Raw genomic sequence first — 15,841 nt, forward strand, 5'->3', positions numbered from 1 at the left:
CGCACTGACCGATTTGACCACCAGACGACTCAACTCGTCCTTGACTTCGGTCGTCATCGCCACGCGTCGTCACCCCTCGGTCCGTTGCCGCCCAGCGCCGTGCACGCCGGTCTGTCGACGTCCACCCTCGATCGGTATCTCCTGTGTGGTCACCGGAGTCGCCGCCGGGCCCCGGTCCCGCGCCCGCACCGCGTCGAGGACGGCCGCCAGCTTCCCCGGGTCATGTAAAGGTGTACCAGGTCTGGCAACGTCGGCGAAGTGCACCTCGGCCTGTAGCAGCGTCGCGGTGCGGCGCAGTTGGTCGCGCTCGCGTTCGCTCGGCACCCGTTCGGCGTCGATGATGATGTCGTGCACGGTGAACCCGGGAGCGTGCTGGGCCAGCACGTGCAAGTGACGCTCCACCGAAAAGCCCGCCGTCTCCCCCGGCTCGGCCACTAGGTTCAGCACCAGCGCCCGCTGCGCGGTGGTGGTCTGCAGCGCCGTGAGCAGTCCGGGCACCAGCACATGCGGGATCACGCTGGTGAACCACGAGCCGGGCCCCAGGACCACCAGGTCCGCTGCCATGATGGCGTCGACAGCCTGCCGGGTCGCCGGCGGGTCCGGGGGCAGCAACCGCACCCGCCGCACCTTTCCCGGCGTGGTGGCGATCGCAACCTGCCCGCGGATCAGGCGAAACATTCGCGGGTCGGACTCTAGGCCGGAGACGTCAGCCTCGATCTGCAACGCGATCGGGCACATCGGCAACACCCTGCCCTTGACGCCCAGGACGCGTCCGAGTTCGTCGAGCGCGGCAACCGGATCGGCCAGCACCTCCGACAGACCGGCAAGAATCAGGTTGCCGATCGGATGTCCGGCCAGGGCGCCGTCGCCGCCGAATCGATGCTGCAGAATGGTCGCCCACAATCGCCCGTGCGGGCTATCGGATGCCAAGGCCGCCAACGCCATTCGCAAGTCTCCGGGTGGCACCACGTCGAGTTCGCTGCGCAGCCGGCCAGAGGAACCACCGTCGTCGGCGACGGTCACGATCGCGGTGACGTACGGAGTCAGCCGGCGCGCCGCCGACAAGGTCGCATACAACCCGTGTCCGCCGCCCAGAGCGACGATGCTGTGGCTTGAATGCGGGCTGCCTGGCGTGTTCATTCGCGACCCAGATCCCGGTGCAGCACCCGTACCGATAGTCGCGAATCGGAGCCGAGCAGCCGCATGAGCGCTTCGGCGATCGCCACACTGCGATGCTTGCCGCCGGTGCAGCCGACGGCAACCGTCATGTAGCGCTTCCCCTCCCTCCGGTAGCCCTCGACGACCAGCGACAACAGCCGATGGTAAGTCCCGAGGAACTCGGCCGCGCCGGGTTGCTCCAGCACATAATCACGCACCGCGGGGTGTTGGCCGGTGAGTGGCCGCAGCTCGTCCACCCAGTGTGGGTTGGGCAGGAAACGCACGTCCATCACCATGTCGGCGTCCATCGGCAGCCCGTATTTGAAGCCGAAGGATTCGACGGTAACGCTGGTGGTCGCGCCGCCGTCGCTGCCGAACGCGCGCTCGATGCTTTCCCGCAAGCCCCGTACCGACAGGGTCGAGGTGTCGATGATCAGGTCCGCGTTGGCGCGCACCGGCGCCAGCATTTTTCGCTCGGCGGCGATGCCCTCGGCCAGCGTCTGCTGGCCCTGCAGCGGGTGGCTACGCCGATTCTGTTCGTAGCGGCGCACCAACATGTCGTCCGACGCCTCCATGAACACCACCCGGGGGGTGATGTTGCGGGTGGCCAATTCGTTGCGCACCTCGTCCAGGTCGCCGGTGAATCCGCGTGACCGCACGTCCATCACCACGGCCAGTTGAGTGATCCGCGAACCGGCTGCCAGCCCGAAGTCGACCATGCGGGTGATCAGCTGGGGCGGCAGGTTGTCTGCGACATACCAGCCCAGGTCCTCCAGCACCTTGGCCGCCGTGCCGCGTCCGGCTCCGGACAATCCGGTCACCAGAACCACGTCGATATCCGGCGTTTCCGGGCCCGGAACGCCGATACGACGGACGTGGAAGTCGATGTCGAGGTCCTCGTCCTCGACGAACCAGGGCCGGTCCAGGCCCAGCGGGGCGCCGGTGACCTTCCACCGCAATTGCGGCAGCTCCGGCAATCGCTCGACGAGCAGTTCGCGGAGCCGCTGAAAGCTGTAGTCGGGCGCGTCACTGGGATCGCAGATCGCCAGGGCACCCACATGCATGTGCCAGCCTGCGGTTTCCGCAGACCAAAACGCCGCATCAACACTCGAGAGCCGCTTCATTCCGCGACCATAGCCCGCAGCTAGCGGGCGGGGCCAGCTCTCACGAAAATCTCACATCGCGCCGGCCGGCCGGTCAGGCGTCCTCGAGCAAATCCGGCGTCACTGCCGACTCGGTATCCGGAATCCCGTCAACCTTCGCCTTGCGGTCGGCCATCGACAGCAATCGCCGGATCCGGCCTGCCACAGCATCTTTGGTCATCGGTGGCTCGGCGAGGCGGCCCAGCTCCTCCAGCGACGCCTGCCGATGCTGGACCCGCAGTTTGCCGGCCGCGGCCAGATGGTCGGGCACGGTGTCGCCGAGGATCTCCAGCGCACGCTCCACCCGCGCCGCCGCTGCGACCGCCGCCCGGGCCGAGCGGCGCAGATTGGCATCGTCGAAGTTGGCCAGCCGGTTGGCCGTCGCGCGCACTTCGCGACGCATCCGGCGCTCCTCCCACACCAGCCGGGTGTCCTGCGCTCCCATTCGGGTCAGCAATGCACCGATCGCCTCGCCGTCGCGCACCACCACCCGGTCGGCGCCGCGCACCTCGCGGGCCTTCGCGCTGACCCCGAGCCGACGTGCCGCACCTACCAGCGCGAGCGCGGCCTCCGGGCCGGGACAGCTCACCTCCAGCGCCGACGAGCGTCCTGGCTCGGTCAGCGATCCGTGTGCCAAAAAGGCTCCGCGCCAAGCGGCTTCGGCGTCGGCGACACTGCCCCCGACCACCTGCGCCGGCAGGCCGCGCACCGGGCGCCCGCGCACATCCAGCAACCCGGTCTGGCGAGCCAGCGCCTCGCCGTCGTTGGCCACCCGCAGCACGTATCGGGTGTTTTTGCGAATACCGCTGGCCGACAACACGTGCACCACCGCGTTGTAGCCATACAGTTCGAAGATGTCCTTGCGCAGCCGCCGGGCGATGCTGCCCAGGTCCACCTCCGCTTCGACGACCACGCGGCCGCCCACGATGTGCAAGCCGCCGGCGAACCGCAGCAGGGAGGTGACCTCAGCTCGCCGCGCACTGACCGATTTGACCACCAGACGACTCAACTCGTCCTTGACTTCGGTCGTCATCGCCACGCGTCGTCACCCCTCGGTCCGTTGCCGCCCAGCGCCCGCACTGACCGATTTGACCACCAGACGACTCAACTCGTCCTTGACTTCGGTCGTCATCGCCACGCGTCGTCACCCCTCGGTCCGTTGCCGCCCAGCGCCTGCACGCCGGTCTGTTGACGTCCACCCTCGATCGGTATCTCCTTTGTGGTCACCGGAGTCGCCGCCGGGCCGCTGTCCCGCGCCCGCACCGCGTCGAGGACGGTCGCCAGCTTGCCCGGGTCATGTAAAGGTGTACCAGGTCTGGCGACGTCGGCGAAGTGCACCTCGGCCTGCAGCAGCGTGGCGGTGCGGCGCAGTTGCTCGCGCTCCCGCTCGCTGGGCACTCGTTCGGCGTCGATGATGATGTCGTGCACGGTGAACCCCGGGGCATGCTGGGCCAGCACGTGCAGGTGGCGCTCCACCGAAAAGCCCGCCGTCTCCCCCGGCTCGGCCACCAGGTTGAGCACCAGCGCCCGCTGGGCGGTGGTGGTCTGCAGCGCCGTGAGCAGGCCGGGCACCAGCACATGCGGGATCACGCTGGTGAACCAGGAACCGGGTCCCAGGACCACCAGGTCGGCAGCCATGATGGCGTCGACGGCCTGCCGGGTCGCCGGTGGGTCGGCGGGCAGCAACCGCACCCGCCGCACCTTTCCCGGCGTGGTCGCGATCGCCACCTGCCCGCGGATCAGGCGGAACATTCGCGGGTCGGATTCCAGGCCGGATACGTCGGCCTCGATCTGCAGCGCGATCGGACACATCGGCAACACCCTGCCCTTGACGCCCAGGATGCGTCCGAGTTCGTCGAGCGCGGCAACCGGATCGGCCAGCACCTCCGACAGGCCGGCAAGAATCAGGTTGCCGATCGGATGTCCGGCCAGAGCGCCGTCACCGCCGAAACGATGCTGCAGAATGGTCGCCCACAATCGCCCGTGCGGGCTATCAGAGGCCAAGGCCGCCAACGCCATTCGTAGGTCCCCGGGCGGCACCACGCCGAGTTCGCTGCGCAACCGGCCGGAGGAACCACCGTCGTCGGCGACGGTCACGACCGCGGTGACGTAGGGAGTCAGCCGGCGCGCCGCCGATAACGTCGCATACAACCCGTGTCCGCCGCCCAGAGCGACGATGCTGTGGCTTGACTGCGGGCCGCCTGGCGTATTCATTCGCGACCCAGATCCCGGTGCAGCACCCGTACCGATAGTCCCGAATCGGAGCCGAGCAGCCGCATCAGCGCCTCGGCGATCGCCACACTGCGATGCTTGCCGCCGGTGCAGCCGACGGCAACCGTCATATAGCGCTTCCCCTCCCTGCGATAGCCGTCGACGACCAGCGACAGCAGCCGATGGTACGTCTCGAGGAACTCGGCCGCGCCGGGTTGCTCCAGCACGTAGTCCCGCACCGCGGGGTGTTGGCCGGTGAGTGGCCGCAGCTCGTCCACCCAGTGCGGGTTGGGCAGAAAACGCACGTCCATCACCATGTCGGCGTCCATCGGCAGCCCGTATTTGAAGCCGAAGGATTCGACGGTGACGCTGGTGGTCGCGCCGCCGTCGCTGCCGAACGCGCGCTCGATGCTTTCCCGCAAGCCCCGGACCGACAGGGTCGAGGTGTCGATGATCAGGTCCGCGTTGGCGCGCACCGGCGCCAGCATTTTGCGTTCGGCGGCGATGCCCTCGGCCAGCGTCTGCTGGCCCTGCAGCGGATGGCTGCGCCGGTTCTGTTCGTAGCGGCGCACCAACATGTCGTCGGACGCCTCCATGAACACCACCCGGGGGCTGATGTTGCGGGTGGCCAGTTCGGTGCGCACCTCGTCCAGGTCGCCGGTGAATCCGCGCGACCGCACGTCCATCACCACGGCCAGTTGGGTGATCCGCGATCCCGCTGCCAGCCCGAAGTCCACCATGCGGGTGATCAGCTGGGGCGGCAGGTTATCGGCGACGTACCAGCCCAGGTCCTCCAGCACCTTGGCCGCCGTGCCGCGTCCGGCTCCGGACAATCCGGTCACCAGAACCACGTCGATATCCGGCGTTTCCGGGCCCGCTGAGCCGTCCCCGGTCATTCCGAGGCTTCCGGTCGGTCGGGGCGCAGCGCCTCGAGGACGGCGGTAGCCGTGGCTACGCCGATACCCGGAACGGCGGTGATCTGGTCTACGGTGGCCTCCTTGAGGCGGGCGATCGACCCGAAATGGGTGACCAGCGCCTTGCGACGATGTTCTCCCAGTCCGGGCACCCCGTCGAGCGCCGACGCCGTCATTCGCTTGGATCGTTTGCTCCGATGGTAAGTGATGGCGAATCGGTGCGCCTCGTCGCGCACCCGCTGCAGCAGATAAAGACCCTCGCTGTTGCGGGGCATGATGACGGGGTCCGGCTCGGACGGCACCCACACCTCTTCCAGCCGCTTGGCCAGGCCGATCACCGCGACGTCGTTGACACCCAGTTCATCGAGGACGGCTTGGGCCGCATTGACTTGCGGTGCGCCGCCGTCGACGACGTAAAGGTTGGGCGGGTAGGCGAACCTGCGCGACTTTCCTTCCGGACTAAGCAGATTCGGATCGCTCTGATCACTCAAGTGGCGCAGGAAGCGTCGTCGGGTCACTTCCGCGATGGAGGCGACGTCGTCGGAGCGGCCCTGGCCGGCGGCCTCCCGGATCCCGAAGTGGCGGTAATCCGACTGGCGCGGCAGGCCGTCCTCGAAGACCACCAGCGAGCCCACCACGTCGGTGCCCTGCACATGGCTGATGTCGACACACTCGATGCGTAGCGGCGCATCGGCCAGCCCGAGAGCTTCCTGAATATTCTGCAGTGCAGCCGATCTGGCGTTGAAGTCACCGGCTCGCTTCAGCTTGTGTTGCTGCAACGCCTCTTTCGCATTGCGCTGCACGGTCTCGGCCAGCGCCCGCTTGTCGCCGCGGCGCGGCACCCGCAGCGTGACCCGGGAGCCGCGCAGCCCCGACAGCCAGCTGGACAACTCCTCGGAGTTGGACGGCAGACAAGGTACCAGCACCTCACGCGGCACCGGGTTGACCGATTCGTCTGCGGCGCTACCCAACTCGGCCTGCTCGCCGTAGAACTGGGTGAGGAACTGTTCGACCAACTGCTCCTCTCCGGAATCCCCTGGATCTCCGGACTTTTCGACGATCCAGCCGCGCTGGCCACGGACCCGGCCGCCGCGGACGTGAAACACTTGCACCGCGGCTTCGAGGTCGTCGTCGGCGAAGGCCATCACGTCGGCGTCGGTACCGTCGCCGAGCACTACGGCCTGCTTTTCCATGGCGCGCTTCAGCGCCGACAGGTCGTCGCGAAGCCGGGCGGCTCGCTCGAAATCCAGCTGCTCGGCTGCGGCGTTCATCTGACGTTCCAACTCGCGGGCATACCGGTCGGTCTTACCGGACAGGAAATCGCAGAAGTCCTCCACAATCTGGCGATGCTGCTCGGCGCTGACCCTGCCCACGCACGGAGCCGAACATTTGTCGATGTAGCCGAGCAGGCATGGACGCTCGATTTGCTTGTGGCGCTTAAACACTCCGGCCGAGCAGGTTCGCGCGGGAAACACCCGGGTGAGCAGATCCAGCGTTTCCCGGATGGCCCACGCGTGCGAGTACGGCCCGAAATAGCGCACACCTTTGCGCCGTGGGCCGCGATAGACCATCAACCGGGGAAATTCTTCGTTGAGCGTGACGGCCAGCGCCGGATACGACTTGTCGTCGCGGTAGCGAACGTTGAAGCGGGGATCGAATTCCTTGATCCAGTTGTACTCCAGCTGCAGCGCCTCGACCTCGGTGTTGACCACCGTCCACTCGACCTTGGCCGCGGTGGTCACCATCTGCCGGGTCCTCGGATGCAGATGGGCGACGTCGGCGAAGTATGACGTCAGCCGGCTGCGCAGACTTTTTGCCTTGCCGACGTAGATCACCCGCCCGTGCGGGTCCCGGAACCGGTAGACGCCAGGCTCGACCGGGATGGACCCGGGCGTGGGGCGGTACGTTGCGGGATCTGGCACGTACCCAGGCTAGTAGTCTGCCGCCGGCGGGCTTGGTGAGGGAGTATGACGGCGCGGTGTCGGGTCCGGGAGGACAGGCTCAGGCCCGACCGGGAAGGCCCGATGTGCCTGCGAGCTGCCAAAACCCGCCGGCGCGGACCCTGGCGGCCATGCTGTGCGGCGCACGTTCGGCTTCATGAGCCCCGTGCCCCCCTTCCCTGGTGGACCACCAAGGGACTTTATGCCCCTACCCGGCTGGGGTATTTGGGTGTACTCTACGAACCCATGACGAAAATGCCGGAATCCGGGCAGACGTGGCGACCGCGGCCGGCCAATGACGGGTCCCGCACGATTGTTGCGGGACGGCCACGGATCCTCGACCCGCCCGAGGCGACCGCGCCGACCACGCCGCGGTTATAACGGCCCCCCGATGCAAGACCGAGCCCGGTGCCGGGTCGCCACAACCCCAGTTGAGCGTTGGCGCACCGCCTGCCCAAATCCTCCCTCCATACCTACTCAAGCCACTGGATTACTGCCCACAGAAGGGGGCCAAAAATGACCACAAAAGTTCGGCGCCGTATCGCGTTCTTGGCCGCCGGCCTGGGCGCAGCTCTCGTAGTGGGCATTCTCCTGCTTCCGCCGGTGGACGCCGTTCTCAACAACGGCTCCATGTCGGAGATCATGATGTCGAACATCCCTGAGATGCCCATCCCTCCGACTATCCACTATGGGGCAATCGCCTATGCTTCAAGCGGCGCGTCGGGCAAGGCATGGCATCAGCCCACCCCGGCACGAGCAGCGCAAGTCGCATTAGAGCAGTGCGGCGACAAGAGTTGCGAAGTATTCAGCAGCTTCAAGCAATGCGGCGCTGTCGCCTATAACGGCTCGAATTACCAAGGGGGAGCCGGCCTCACGCGTCGCGCAGCAGAAGACGACGCCATGAACCGCCTGGGCGGTGGCTGGGTTGTCAACTGGGCGTGCAACTAACACTAACCGTCCCTACTGCTCGATTCGCCGATAAGTACTGCAGCAACATCCTGGTATGAAACCGATTATCACCTGGACAGCTGCGTGAGCCAGGCAGCCGAATCTTCGGCGGTCACACGCCAGCGCCGCATGGGCTATTCGGAGCGCAAGTCCGGCCGGTATCTGGCCAGCAGGGTTCGCACGGTGTCCATGGCGGCCACGGCGCGTTCCTTATCCACCGCCTGAATCGCCATCACCGGGATGTACTCGTCGTCGGGCAAGTCGATCCGCGCCCATCGGCTGCCACCCGGAAAGGACACGCCGACCACGTCCGGCCAGGCGAGCAGCTTGTAGCCCAACAGGTTACGTACCGAAAGGCCGGCCGGACCCACCCGCAGCCGGGGTCGGGTCAACAGCAGCGCAGCGCCGGCAAAAATCAGCCCCAGCGCGCCCATCGCCACCTGGTCAGCGGTCCGCAGGACCACGCCGGTGGTCCCGACCTTCAGCAGCATGCCCACCGCGACGTGCACCGCGACAATCAGGAACGCGGCGATGCAGGCGAATATCGGCGTCCAGTAGGGACGCAACACCACGTCCCAGTCGTCATGCTTGGGGTCCGCCGTCACGACTGAACGCGTAGCTCACGCAAGGTCAGCGCGGTGGTCAGGGCCGCCGCAGTCGCTTGCGCGCCCTTGTCCTCCGCCGACGTCGGAAGCCCGGCCCGATCCAGGGCCTGTTCCTCGGTGTTGGTGGTCAGCACCCCGTTGGCCACCGGTGTCGACTCGTCCAGTGAAACCCTGGTCAGCCCTTGGGTCACCGCATCGCAGACATAGTCGAAATGCGGTGTCTCACCACGGATTACCACGCCCAGCGCGACGACAGCGTCGTGCTGGCGGGCCAATTCCTGTGCCACTACCGGAATCTCGATTGCACCCAGTACGCGCACCACAGTCGGGTTGTCGATACCCGACCCGGCGGCCACCTTGCGCGCGCCGGCAAGCAGCGCATCGCAGATTTGGCTGTGCCAGGTGCTGGCCACAATCGCCAGCCGCACGCCGGACGCGTCAAGCGCCGGGATGTCCGGGACGCCTGCCCCACCGCTCACAAAGCACCACCGAATTCGCCGGGCAGCGGGACCGATTCCTGGAAATTGCCGAATTCATCCAGCCCGACCAGGTCGTGGCCCATCCGGTCGCGCTTGGTCATCAGGTAGCGGATGTTTTCCGCATTGGCGCGCACCGGCAGCGGCACCCGCTCGATGATGTGCAGTCCGTATCCGTCCAGCCCGACCCGTTTGGCCGGGTTGTTGGTCAGCAGCCGCATCGACCGGACCCCGAGGTCGACCAGGATCTGCGCGCCGATCCCGTAATCTCTTGCGTCGGCAGGCAAACCGAGCTTGAGATTGGCATCGACGGTGTCCGCGCCCGCGTCCTGCAATTGGTAGGCCTGCAATTTGTGCATCAGGCCGATGCCGCGGCCCTCGTGGCCGCGCATGTACAGCACCACGCCACGCCCCTCCCGCGCGACCATCGCCATCGCGGCGTCCAGCTGAGGTCCGCAGTCGCAGCGGCGCGACCCGAACACGTCCCCGGTCAAGCATTCGGAGTGCACCCGGACCAGCACGTCGTCGCCGTCAGCGTTCGGGCCGGCGATCTCGCCGCGCACCAGCGCCACGTGTTCGACGTCCTCATAGATGCTGGAGTAACCGATTGCGCGAAATTCCCCATGCCGAGTCGGGATCCGGGCTTCGGCGATTCGCTCGACATGTTTTTCGTGCTTGCGGCGCCATTCGATCAAATCGGCGATGGTGATCAGCGCCAGCCCGTGCTCGTCGGCGAACACCCGCAACTCGTCGGTCTGAGCCATCGCCCCTTCGTCTTTCTGGCTGACGATCTCGCAGATGGCGCCGGCGGGTTGCAGTCCCGCCAGCCGCGCCAGGTCGACGGCCGCCTCGGTGTGGCCCGGGCGGCGCAACACGCCGCCGTCCTTGGCCCGCAACGGAACAACGTGACCTGGACGGGTGAAGTCGTCGGCGACGCTGGCCGGATCGGCCAGCAACCGCATGGTGGTGGCCCGGTCGGACGCCGAAATACCGGTCCCGATACCTTGTCGCGCGTCGACGGTGACGGTGTAGGCGGTGCCGTGCTTGTCCTGGTTGACCGCGAACATCGGCAACAGCCCGAGCCGGTCGCAGATCGAGCCGTCTAGCGGTACGCAGAGATAGCCGGAGGTATAGCGAACCATGAAGGCGACCAACTCCGGAGTGGCCTTCTCGGCGGCGAAGATCAGGTCGCCCTCGTTCTCGCGGTCCTCGTCATCGATGACGATGATGGCCTTGCCCGCCGCAATGTCGGCAACCGCCCGCTCGACGGAATCCAGCCTCGTCATCGTTGTTACCTTTGCTGTCGGTGAGCCGGGCGGTAACGCCCGCATGTCGCATTCAGTATGAACCACGCTGCCGCCTCGGATGTCTTCTAATTCCGTGAGATGGCTCATTCGCGTGCCTTCTGACCAGGCAGTCGGCAATACCGTCGAGCGACCGTTCGCCGGTTCACACATTCGTTCATGACTCGTCCAAGACTGGGCGACCGAATGTTGCCGACTTATTGAGTTATTCCGCTATCGGTGTTTCGCCGCCGTTGGAAAAGCGCGACCAAGCGCGACGGGCAAGCGATAATCGTCGCCGTTTTCCTCGTCGACTGCCATCGCGTGGCCCAGTGGTTGGCAACGCGGGGGCATACCCGAGCGCTCGCCTTGCTAAGCGGTGTTCTCGGTTGCCGCCGCGCTTCCGGTGTTGGCTTGCAACAGCCGCTCTACATATTTGGCGAGCACGTCTACTTCAAGGTTCACCCGCGTCCCCACCGGCGCAGAGCCCAGCGTGGTCAACTCCCGAGTCGTCGGGATCAGCGAGACCTCGAACCAGTCCCGCGGCTCGGCGCCGAGCCCGGAAACGGTCAGCGAAATGCCGTCGACGGTGATCGACCCCTTCTCCACGATGTAGCGAGCCAACGTCGCGGGAACCTCGATCCGGACCACTTCCCAATGCTGCGACGGTGTCCGGGCCACGATCTCGCCGGTCCCGTCCACATGCCCCTGCACGATGTGCCCGCCGAGCCGGCTGTTGAGCGCGGCGGCTCGCTCCAGATTGACCCGGCTGCCCGCTCGCAGATCGCCGAGGCTGGACCGGTTGAGCGTCTCGGCCATCACGTCGGCGGTGAACTGGCCGTCGGGCAGCACTTCCACGACCGTCAGGCAGACGCCGTTGACGGCGATGGAATCGCCGTGGCCGGCGTCGGAGGTGACGACGGGACCGCGGATGGTCAGGCGCGCCGCGTCGGTGAGGGTGTCCCGCGCAATCACCTCGCCGAGTTCCTCGACAATTCCGGTGAACATCGCACCAGGCTAGTGGCTCCGGGTGGGCTAGTGGCTCCGGGTGGCCCCGGATTAGCCGGTACGACCGCGGTGCCCCGACCGACCGCGGGCCCGCGTTGCCCGGTGCGGTCACCGGCACCCTCTACGATGCTGGGTATGCAACCCCCCAGACGTTTCTTCGCTGTTGTCGCCGCCCTCAGCCTCGCCACCACCCTGGTCGCGGGCTGCTCGTCGGGCAAGAAGGACAGCGGCGGACCACTACCCGACGCGACGGCATTGGTGAAGCAGGCGACCGACAAGACCAAGACGGTCAAGAGTGCGCATCTGGTCCTGACGGTGAACGGCAAGATTCCGGGATTGTCGATGAAGACGCTGACCGGCGATCTCACCACCAATCCCACTGCCGCCAAGGGCAACGTCAAGCTCACCCTCGCCGGGTCTGATGTCGACGCCGACTTCGTCGTCTTCGAAGGGATCCTGTACGCCACTCTCACACCCAACAAATGGAGCGACTTCGGTCCGGCCGCCGACATCTACGATCCCTCGCAGATCCTCAACCCTGACACCGGGCTCGCCAACGTGCTGGCGAACTTCACCAACCCCAAAGCCGAAGGGCGCGACACCATCAACGGACAGACCACCATCCGCATCAGCGGGAAAGTCACGGCGGACGCGGTGAACCAGATCGCGCCGCCGTTCAGTGCGACCGATCCGGTGCCGGGCACCGTGTGGATCCAGGAGAACGGCGACCGCCAGCTGGCCCAGGTTAAGTTGGATCGGGGTTCGGGCAATTCCGTCCAGATGACTTTGTCGAATTGGGGCGAGCAGGTGCAAGTCACGAAGCCGCCGGTGAGCTGATGGCTACGCAGACGAGCCGCCGGGTCGCGATCAGCGCGGGCAGCCTCGCGGTGCTGCTGGGTGCCCTCGACACCTATGTCGTGGTCACCATCATGCGCGACATCATGAACAGCGTCGGTATCCCGGTGAACCAGCTGCAGCGGATCACCTGGATCGTGACGATGTACCTGCTGGGCTACATCGCCGCGATGCCGCTGCTGGGCCGGGCCTCCGACCGGTTCGGCCGCAAGCTCATGCTGCAAGTCAGCCTGGCCGGCTTCGCCGCGGGTTCGGTGATCACCGCGCTGGCCGGGCACTTCGGCGATTTCCACATGCTGATCGCCGGGCGCACCGTCCAGGGGGTTGCCAGCGGCGCGTTGCTGCCGATCACGCTGGCGCTGGGCGCCGATCTGTGGGCGCAGCGCAACCGCGCCGGTGTGCTCGGCGGCATCGGCGCCGCACAGGAACTCGGCAGCGTGCTGGGTCCGCTGTACGGGATCTTCATCGTCTGGTTGCTCCATGATTGGCGCGACGTGTTCTGGATCAACGTCCCGCTCACCGCGATCGCGATGGTGATGATCCACTTCAGCCTGCCCGCCCATGACCGCAGTGCCAAGCCGGAACGGATTGACGTGGTCGGCGGGCTGCTCCTGGCGACGGCGCTGGGTCTGGCGGTGATCGGGCTCTACAACCCCAACCCCGACGGCAAACAGGTGCTGCCGAGCTACGGGTTGCCGCTGGTGATCGGCGCGGCCGTGGCTGCGGTGTTGTTCTTCGTCTGGGAGCGCATGGCCCGCACCCGGCTGATCGAACCGGCCGGTGTGCACTTCCGGCCGTTCCTGTCCGCGTTGGGCGCATCGGTGTGCGCCGGCGCGGCGTTGATGGTCACCCTGGTCAATGTGGAGCTGTTCGGCCAGGGTGTGCTGGATATGGACCAGGCCCAGGCGGCCGGGATGCTGCTGTGGTTCTTGATCGCCCTGCCGATCGGGGCGGTGGTGGGCGGGTGGGTCGCCACTCGGGCCGGCGACCGGGTGATGACGTTCATCGGGCTGCTGGTGGCCGCCGGTGGCTACTGGCTGATGCACTATTGGCCGGTCGACCTGCTGGCCTATCGCCACAGCATCTTCGGCTTGTTCACGGTGCCCGCGATGCACGCCGACCTGCTGGTCGCCGGGCTGGGGCTCGGTCTGGTGATCGGACCGCTGTCCTCGGCGGCCCTGCGGGTGGTCCCCTCCGCAGAGCATGGCATCGCCTCAGCGGCGGTGGTGGTGGCGCGGATGACCGGGATGTTGATCGGGGTGGCCGCGCTGAGCGCCTGGGGGCTGTACCGGTTCAACCAAATATTGGCGGGGCTGTCGGCGGCCGTCCCGCCCAACGCCACGCTGCTCGAGCGCGCCGCCGCGATCGGAGCCCTGTACCGGCAAGCGTTCGCCTTGATGTACGGAGACATCTTCAAGGTGACGGTGGTGATTTGTGTGTTCGGAGCACTGCTTGGCCTGTTGGTCAGCGGCCGCAAGGAGCACGCCGAGGAGCCGGAACTACCCCGGCACCAGGCCGTCGCACCCCGCCAATGAACCGCTAACGCGGTATCAGGCTGAGCAGCAGATCAGGTCCCACCTTTTCGACGGCGTCGAATTGCCACCGCAGCGCGTGCGCGATGCTGGACACCCCCACATCGTCGACCGCGGTGACCGGCCCGCCCAGCAAGATCGGCGCGACATAGGCCAGGATGCGGCTGATCGCCCCGCACCGCAGAAAGGCGCCGGCGAGCGTGGGACCACCCTCCAGCAGGACGTCGGTGTAGTCCAACAGCGCCCTGAGCACCTCCACCGGCTCGTGGGTACGCAGCACCATGGTCCGTGCGTCGTCGTTGAGAACCTTTGCCTCCGGCGGTATGTCGCGAGTGCCCACCACCACCCGCAGCGGCTGCTTCGCCGCCAGGGACCCGTCTGGCAGCCGGGCCGTCAGGGCCGGGTCGTCGGCCAGGACGGTGCCAGTACCGACCACGATCGCGTCGGCGATCGCGCGCCGGCGATGCAGGTCGGCGCGGGCGGCGTCGCTGGAAATCCACTGGCTGGAGCCGTCGGCGGCAGCGCTGCGACCGTCCACGCTGGTGGCGTACTTCCACGTCACGTGCGGTAGCCCGGTGCGTTGCTTGTGCAGCCACTCGCGCAGCGGCCCGGCCGCCACGTGGTCAGCCAGCACCCCGGAGCGCACCTGCACGCCCGCTGCCGACAACCGCCCGGCACCGCCCCCCGCGATTCCGTTGGGGTCCGCTACGCCGTAGATCACCGTGCCCACCCTGGCTTCGATCAGGGCGTTCACGCACGGCGGAGTCTTGCCGTAGTGGTTGCAGGGCTCCATGGTGACCACCGCGATGGCGCCGGCGGCCAAGCCGCCGGCCCGGCGCAGTGCCACCACCTCCGCGTGGTCGCCGCCGGTGGGCTGGGTACCGCCGACGCCGACCACTCGGCCCTCGGTGTCCACAATGACCGCCCCGACGGGCGGGTTCGGATACGTCGAGCCCTTGACCAGGTAGGACTGCTCGATGGCGAGGCGCATGGCCTCCTCGATGCTCTTGACCTGCTCGACAGTCATCGGCTGCTCACCGGCCACGGTGGTGTGACGCGGCCCTGGCTCGTTGCCGAAGTGCCTCTACCGCCCTGGCCGGGTCGTCTGCCCCGTACACCGACGATCCGGCGACGAAGCAGTCGACACCCGCCTCGGCCGCCTGCTCGATGGTGTCCGCGTTAACGCCGCCGTCGATCTCGATCAGGATCTTCAATTCACCCGAATCGACCATCTTGCGTACCGTCCGCACTTTGCTCAATACCTCGGGAATGAACTTCTGGCCGCCGAAGCCGGGCTCCACCGACATGACGAGCAGGGTATCGAAGTACGGCAGTATCTCCAGGTACGGATCCAGCGGCGTCCCCGGCTTCACGCTGATACCCGCTTTGGCACCCGCTGCCCGGATATCGCGGGCCACCCCGACCGGATTGTCGGCGGCCTCGGCGTGGAACGTGACGTTATGGGCGCCGGCTTCGGCGTAGGGCGGAGCCCACCGGTCCGGGTTCTCGATCATCAGATGGCAATCCATCGGGATGCGGGTTACCGCCAGCAGGCTTTCGACCACCGGCAGGCCGATCGTCAGGTTCGGCACGAAGTGACCGTCCATCACGTCGACATGCAACCAGTCGGCACCGTGCACCGCGGCTGCTTCGTCGGCGAGCCGGGCGAAATCGGCAGCCAGGATCGACGGCGCAATCATCGGCCCCCCCGTGCAGCAAGACATGAGCGACAGACTACTGAGCCCGGCGGCGCGGCGTGCGACGCGCAC

At 67.1% G+C, this 15,841-nt stretch carries 14 protein-coding genes and 1 pseudogene; 3 read left to right on the forward strand and 12 right to left on the reverse strand.

Annotation, left to right across the window (positions count from 1 at the left end):
• Positions 1–53: 53 nt before the first annotated feature.
• The 6 genes and pseudogenes from CDN38_RS02250 to uvrC all read right to left on the reverse strand — a co-directional run bounded on the left by CDN38_RS02250 (position 54) and on the right by uvrC (position 7,347).
• Positions 54–1,140 (reverse strand): annotated as a pseudogene (locus CDN38_RS02250) (YvcK family protein).
• Positions 1,137–2,282: an RNase adapter RapZ gene (gene rapZ, locus CDN38_RS02255; RefSeq protein ID WP_099318756.1), complete on the reverse strand. Its 1,146-nt coding sequence runs from the start codon at positions 2,280–2,282 to the stop codon at positions 1,137–1,139. Before rapZ (CDN38_RS02255) ends, CDN38_RS02250 begins: the two are co-directional and overlap by 4 nt.
• A 73-nt stretch (positions 2,283–2,355) precedes the next feature.
• The gene (gene whiA / locus CDN38_RS02260) at positions 2,356–3,333 is read right to left on the reverse strand and encodes a DNA-binding protein WhiA (protein WP_099318757.1); all 978 of its coding nucleotides are present in this window, start codon (positions 3,331–3,333) and stop codon (positions 2,356–2,358) included.
• Positions 3,334–3,428: 95 nt separating this feature from the next.
• Positions 3,429–4,514 (reverse strand): YvcK family protein, encoded by a 1,086-nt coding sequence (locus CDN38_RS02265; RefSeq protein WP_099318758.1) that lies wholly within the window; start codon positions 4,512–4,514, stop codon positions 3,429–3,431.
• On the reverse strand, positions 4,511–5,407 hold the full coding sequence (gene rapZ / locus CDN38_RS02270) for an RNase adapter RapZ (protein ID WP_075511655.1): 897 nt from the start codon (positions 5,405–5,407) through the stop codon (positions 4,511–4,513). The genes CDN38_RS02265 and rapZ (CDN38_RS02270) overlap by 4 nt, the downstream gene beginning before the upstream one ends.
• Positions 5,404–7,347: an excinuclease ABC subunit UvrC gene (uvrC, locus tag CDN38_RS02275; protein ID WP_075511656.1), complete on the reverse strand. Its 1,944-nt coding sequence runs from the start codon at positions 7,345–7,347 to the stop codon at positions 5,404–5,406. The genes rapZ (CDN38_RS02270) and uvrC overlap by 4 nt, the downstream gene beginning before the upstream one ends.
• 534 nt (positions 7,348–7,881) lie before the next feature.
• Here uvrC and CDN38_RS02280 point away from each other — a divergent pair.
• Positions 7,882–8,313: a DUF4189 domain-containing protein gene (locus CDN38_RS02280; RefSeq protein ID WP_036414031.1), complete on the forward strand. Its 432-nt coding sequence runs from the start codon at positions 7,882–7,884 to the stop codon at positions 8,311–8,313.
• 134 nt (positions 8,314–8,447) lie between these two features.
• Here the strand turns inward: CDN38_RS02280 and CDN38_RS02285 are convergent, their stop codons facing one another.
• The 4 genes from CDN38_RS02285 to CDN38_RS02300 all read right to left on the reverse strand — a co-directional run bounded on the left by CDN38_RS02285 (position 8,448) and on the right by CDN38_RS02300 (position 11,685).
• Positions 8,448–8,918: a PH domain-containing protein gene (locus tag CDN38_RS02285; RefSeq protein WP_075511657.1), complete on the reverse strand. Its 471-nt coding sequence runs from the start codon at positions 8,916–8,918 to the stop codon at positions 8,448–8,450.
• Positions 8,915–9,397, reverse strand: a complete 483-nt coding sequence (ribH, locus tag CDN38_RS02290; protein WP_036401141.1) for a 6,7-dimethyl-8-ribityllumazine synthase — start codon at positions 9,395–9,397, stop codon at positions 8,915–8,917. The genes CDN38_RS02285 and ribH overlap by 4 nt, the downstream gene beginning before the upstream one ends.
• Positions 9,394–10,680, reverse strand: a complete 1,287-nt coding sequence (locus CDN38_RS02295; protein WP_075511658.1) for a bifunctional 3,4-dihydroxy-2-butanone-4-phosphate synthase/GTP cyclohydrolase II — start codon at positions 10,678–10,680, stop codon at positions 9,394–9,396. Before CDN38_RS02295 ends, ribH begins: the two co-directional genes overlap by 4 nt.
• A 369-nt stretch (positions 10,681–11,049) precedes the next feature.
• Complete coding sequence (locus CDN38_RS02300) at positions 11,050–11,685, reverse strand: riboflavin synthase (RefSeq protein WP_075511659.1); 636 nt, start codon at positions 11,683–11,685, stop codon at positions 11,050–11,052.
• A gap of 135 nt (positions 11,686–11,820) precedes the next feature.
• On the opposite strand from CDN38_RS02300, the gene CDN38_RS02305 reads away from it, so the two are divergent.
• On the forward strand, positions 11,821–12,522 hold the full coding sequence (locus tag CDN38_RS02305; protein ID WP_075511675.1) for an LppX_LprAFG lipoprotein: 702 nt from the start codon (positions 11,821–11,823) through the stop codon (positions 12,520–12,522).
• The gene (locus CDN38_RS02310) at positions 12,522–14,075 is read left to right on the forward strand and encodes an MFS transporter (protein ID WP_075511660.1); all 1,554 of its coding nucleotides are present in this window, start codon (positions 12,522–12,524) and stop codon (positions 14,073–14,075) included. The genes CDN38_RS02305 and CDN38_RS02310 overlap by 1 nt, the downstream gene beginning before the upstream one ends.
• Positions 14,076–14,079: 4 nt before the next feature.
• Here CDN38_RS02310 and ribD read toward each other — a convergent pair whose 3' ends face one another.
• Both ribD and rpe read right to left on the reverse strand, forming a co-directional pair.
• Positions 14,080–15,099, reverse strand: a complete 1,020-nt coding sequence (gene ribD / locus CDN38_RS02315; RefSeq protein ID WP_075511676.1) for a bifunctional diaminohydroxyphosphoribosylaminopyrimidine deaminase/5-amino-6-(5-phosphoribosylamino)uracil reductase RibD — start codon at positions 15,097–15,099, stop codon at positions 14,080–14,082.
• 7 nt (positions 15,100–15,106) lie between these two features.
• The gene (rpe, locus tag CDN38_RS02320; RefSeq protein ID WP_099319312.1) at positions 15,107–15,805 is read right to left on the reverse strand and encodes a ribulose-phosphate 3-epimerase; all 699 of its coding nucleotides are present in this window, start codon (positions 15,803–15,805) and stop codon (positions 15,107–15,109) included.
• Between the last annotated feature and the right edge of the window lie 36 nt (positions 15,806–15,841).

The organism is Mycobacterium ostraviense, from assembly GCF_002705925.1.
GTDB lineage: Bacteria > Actinomycetota > Actinomycetes > Mycobacteriales > Mycobacteriaceae > Mycobacterium > Mycobacterium ostraviense.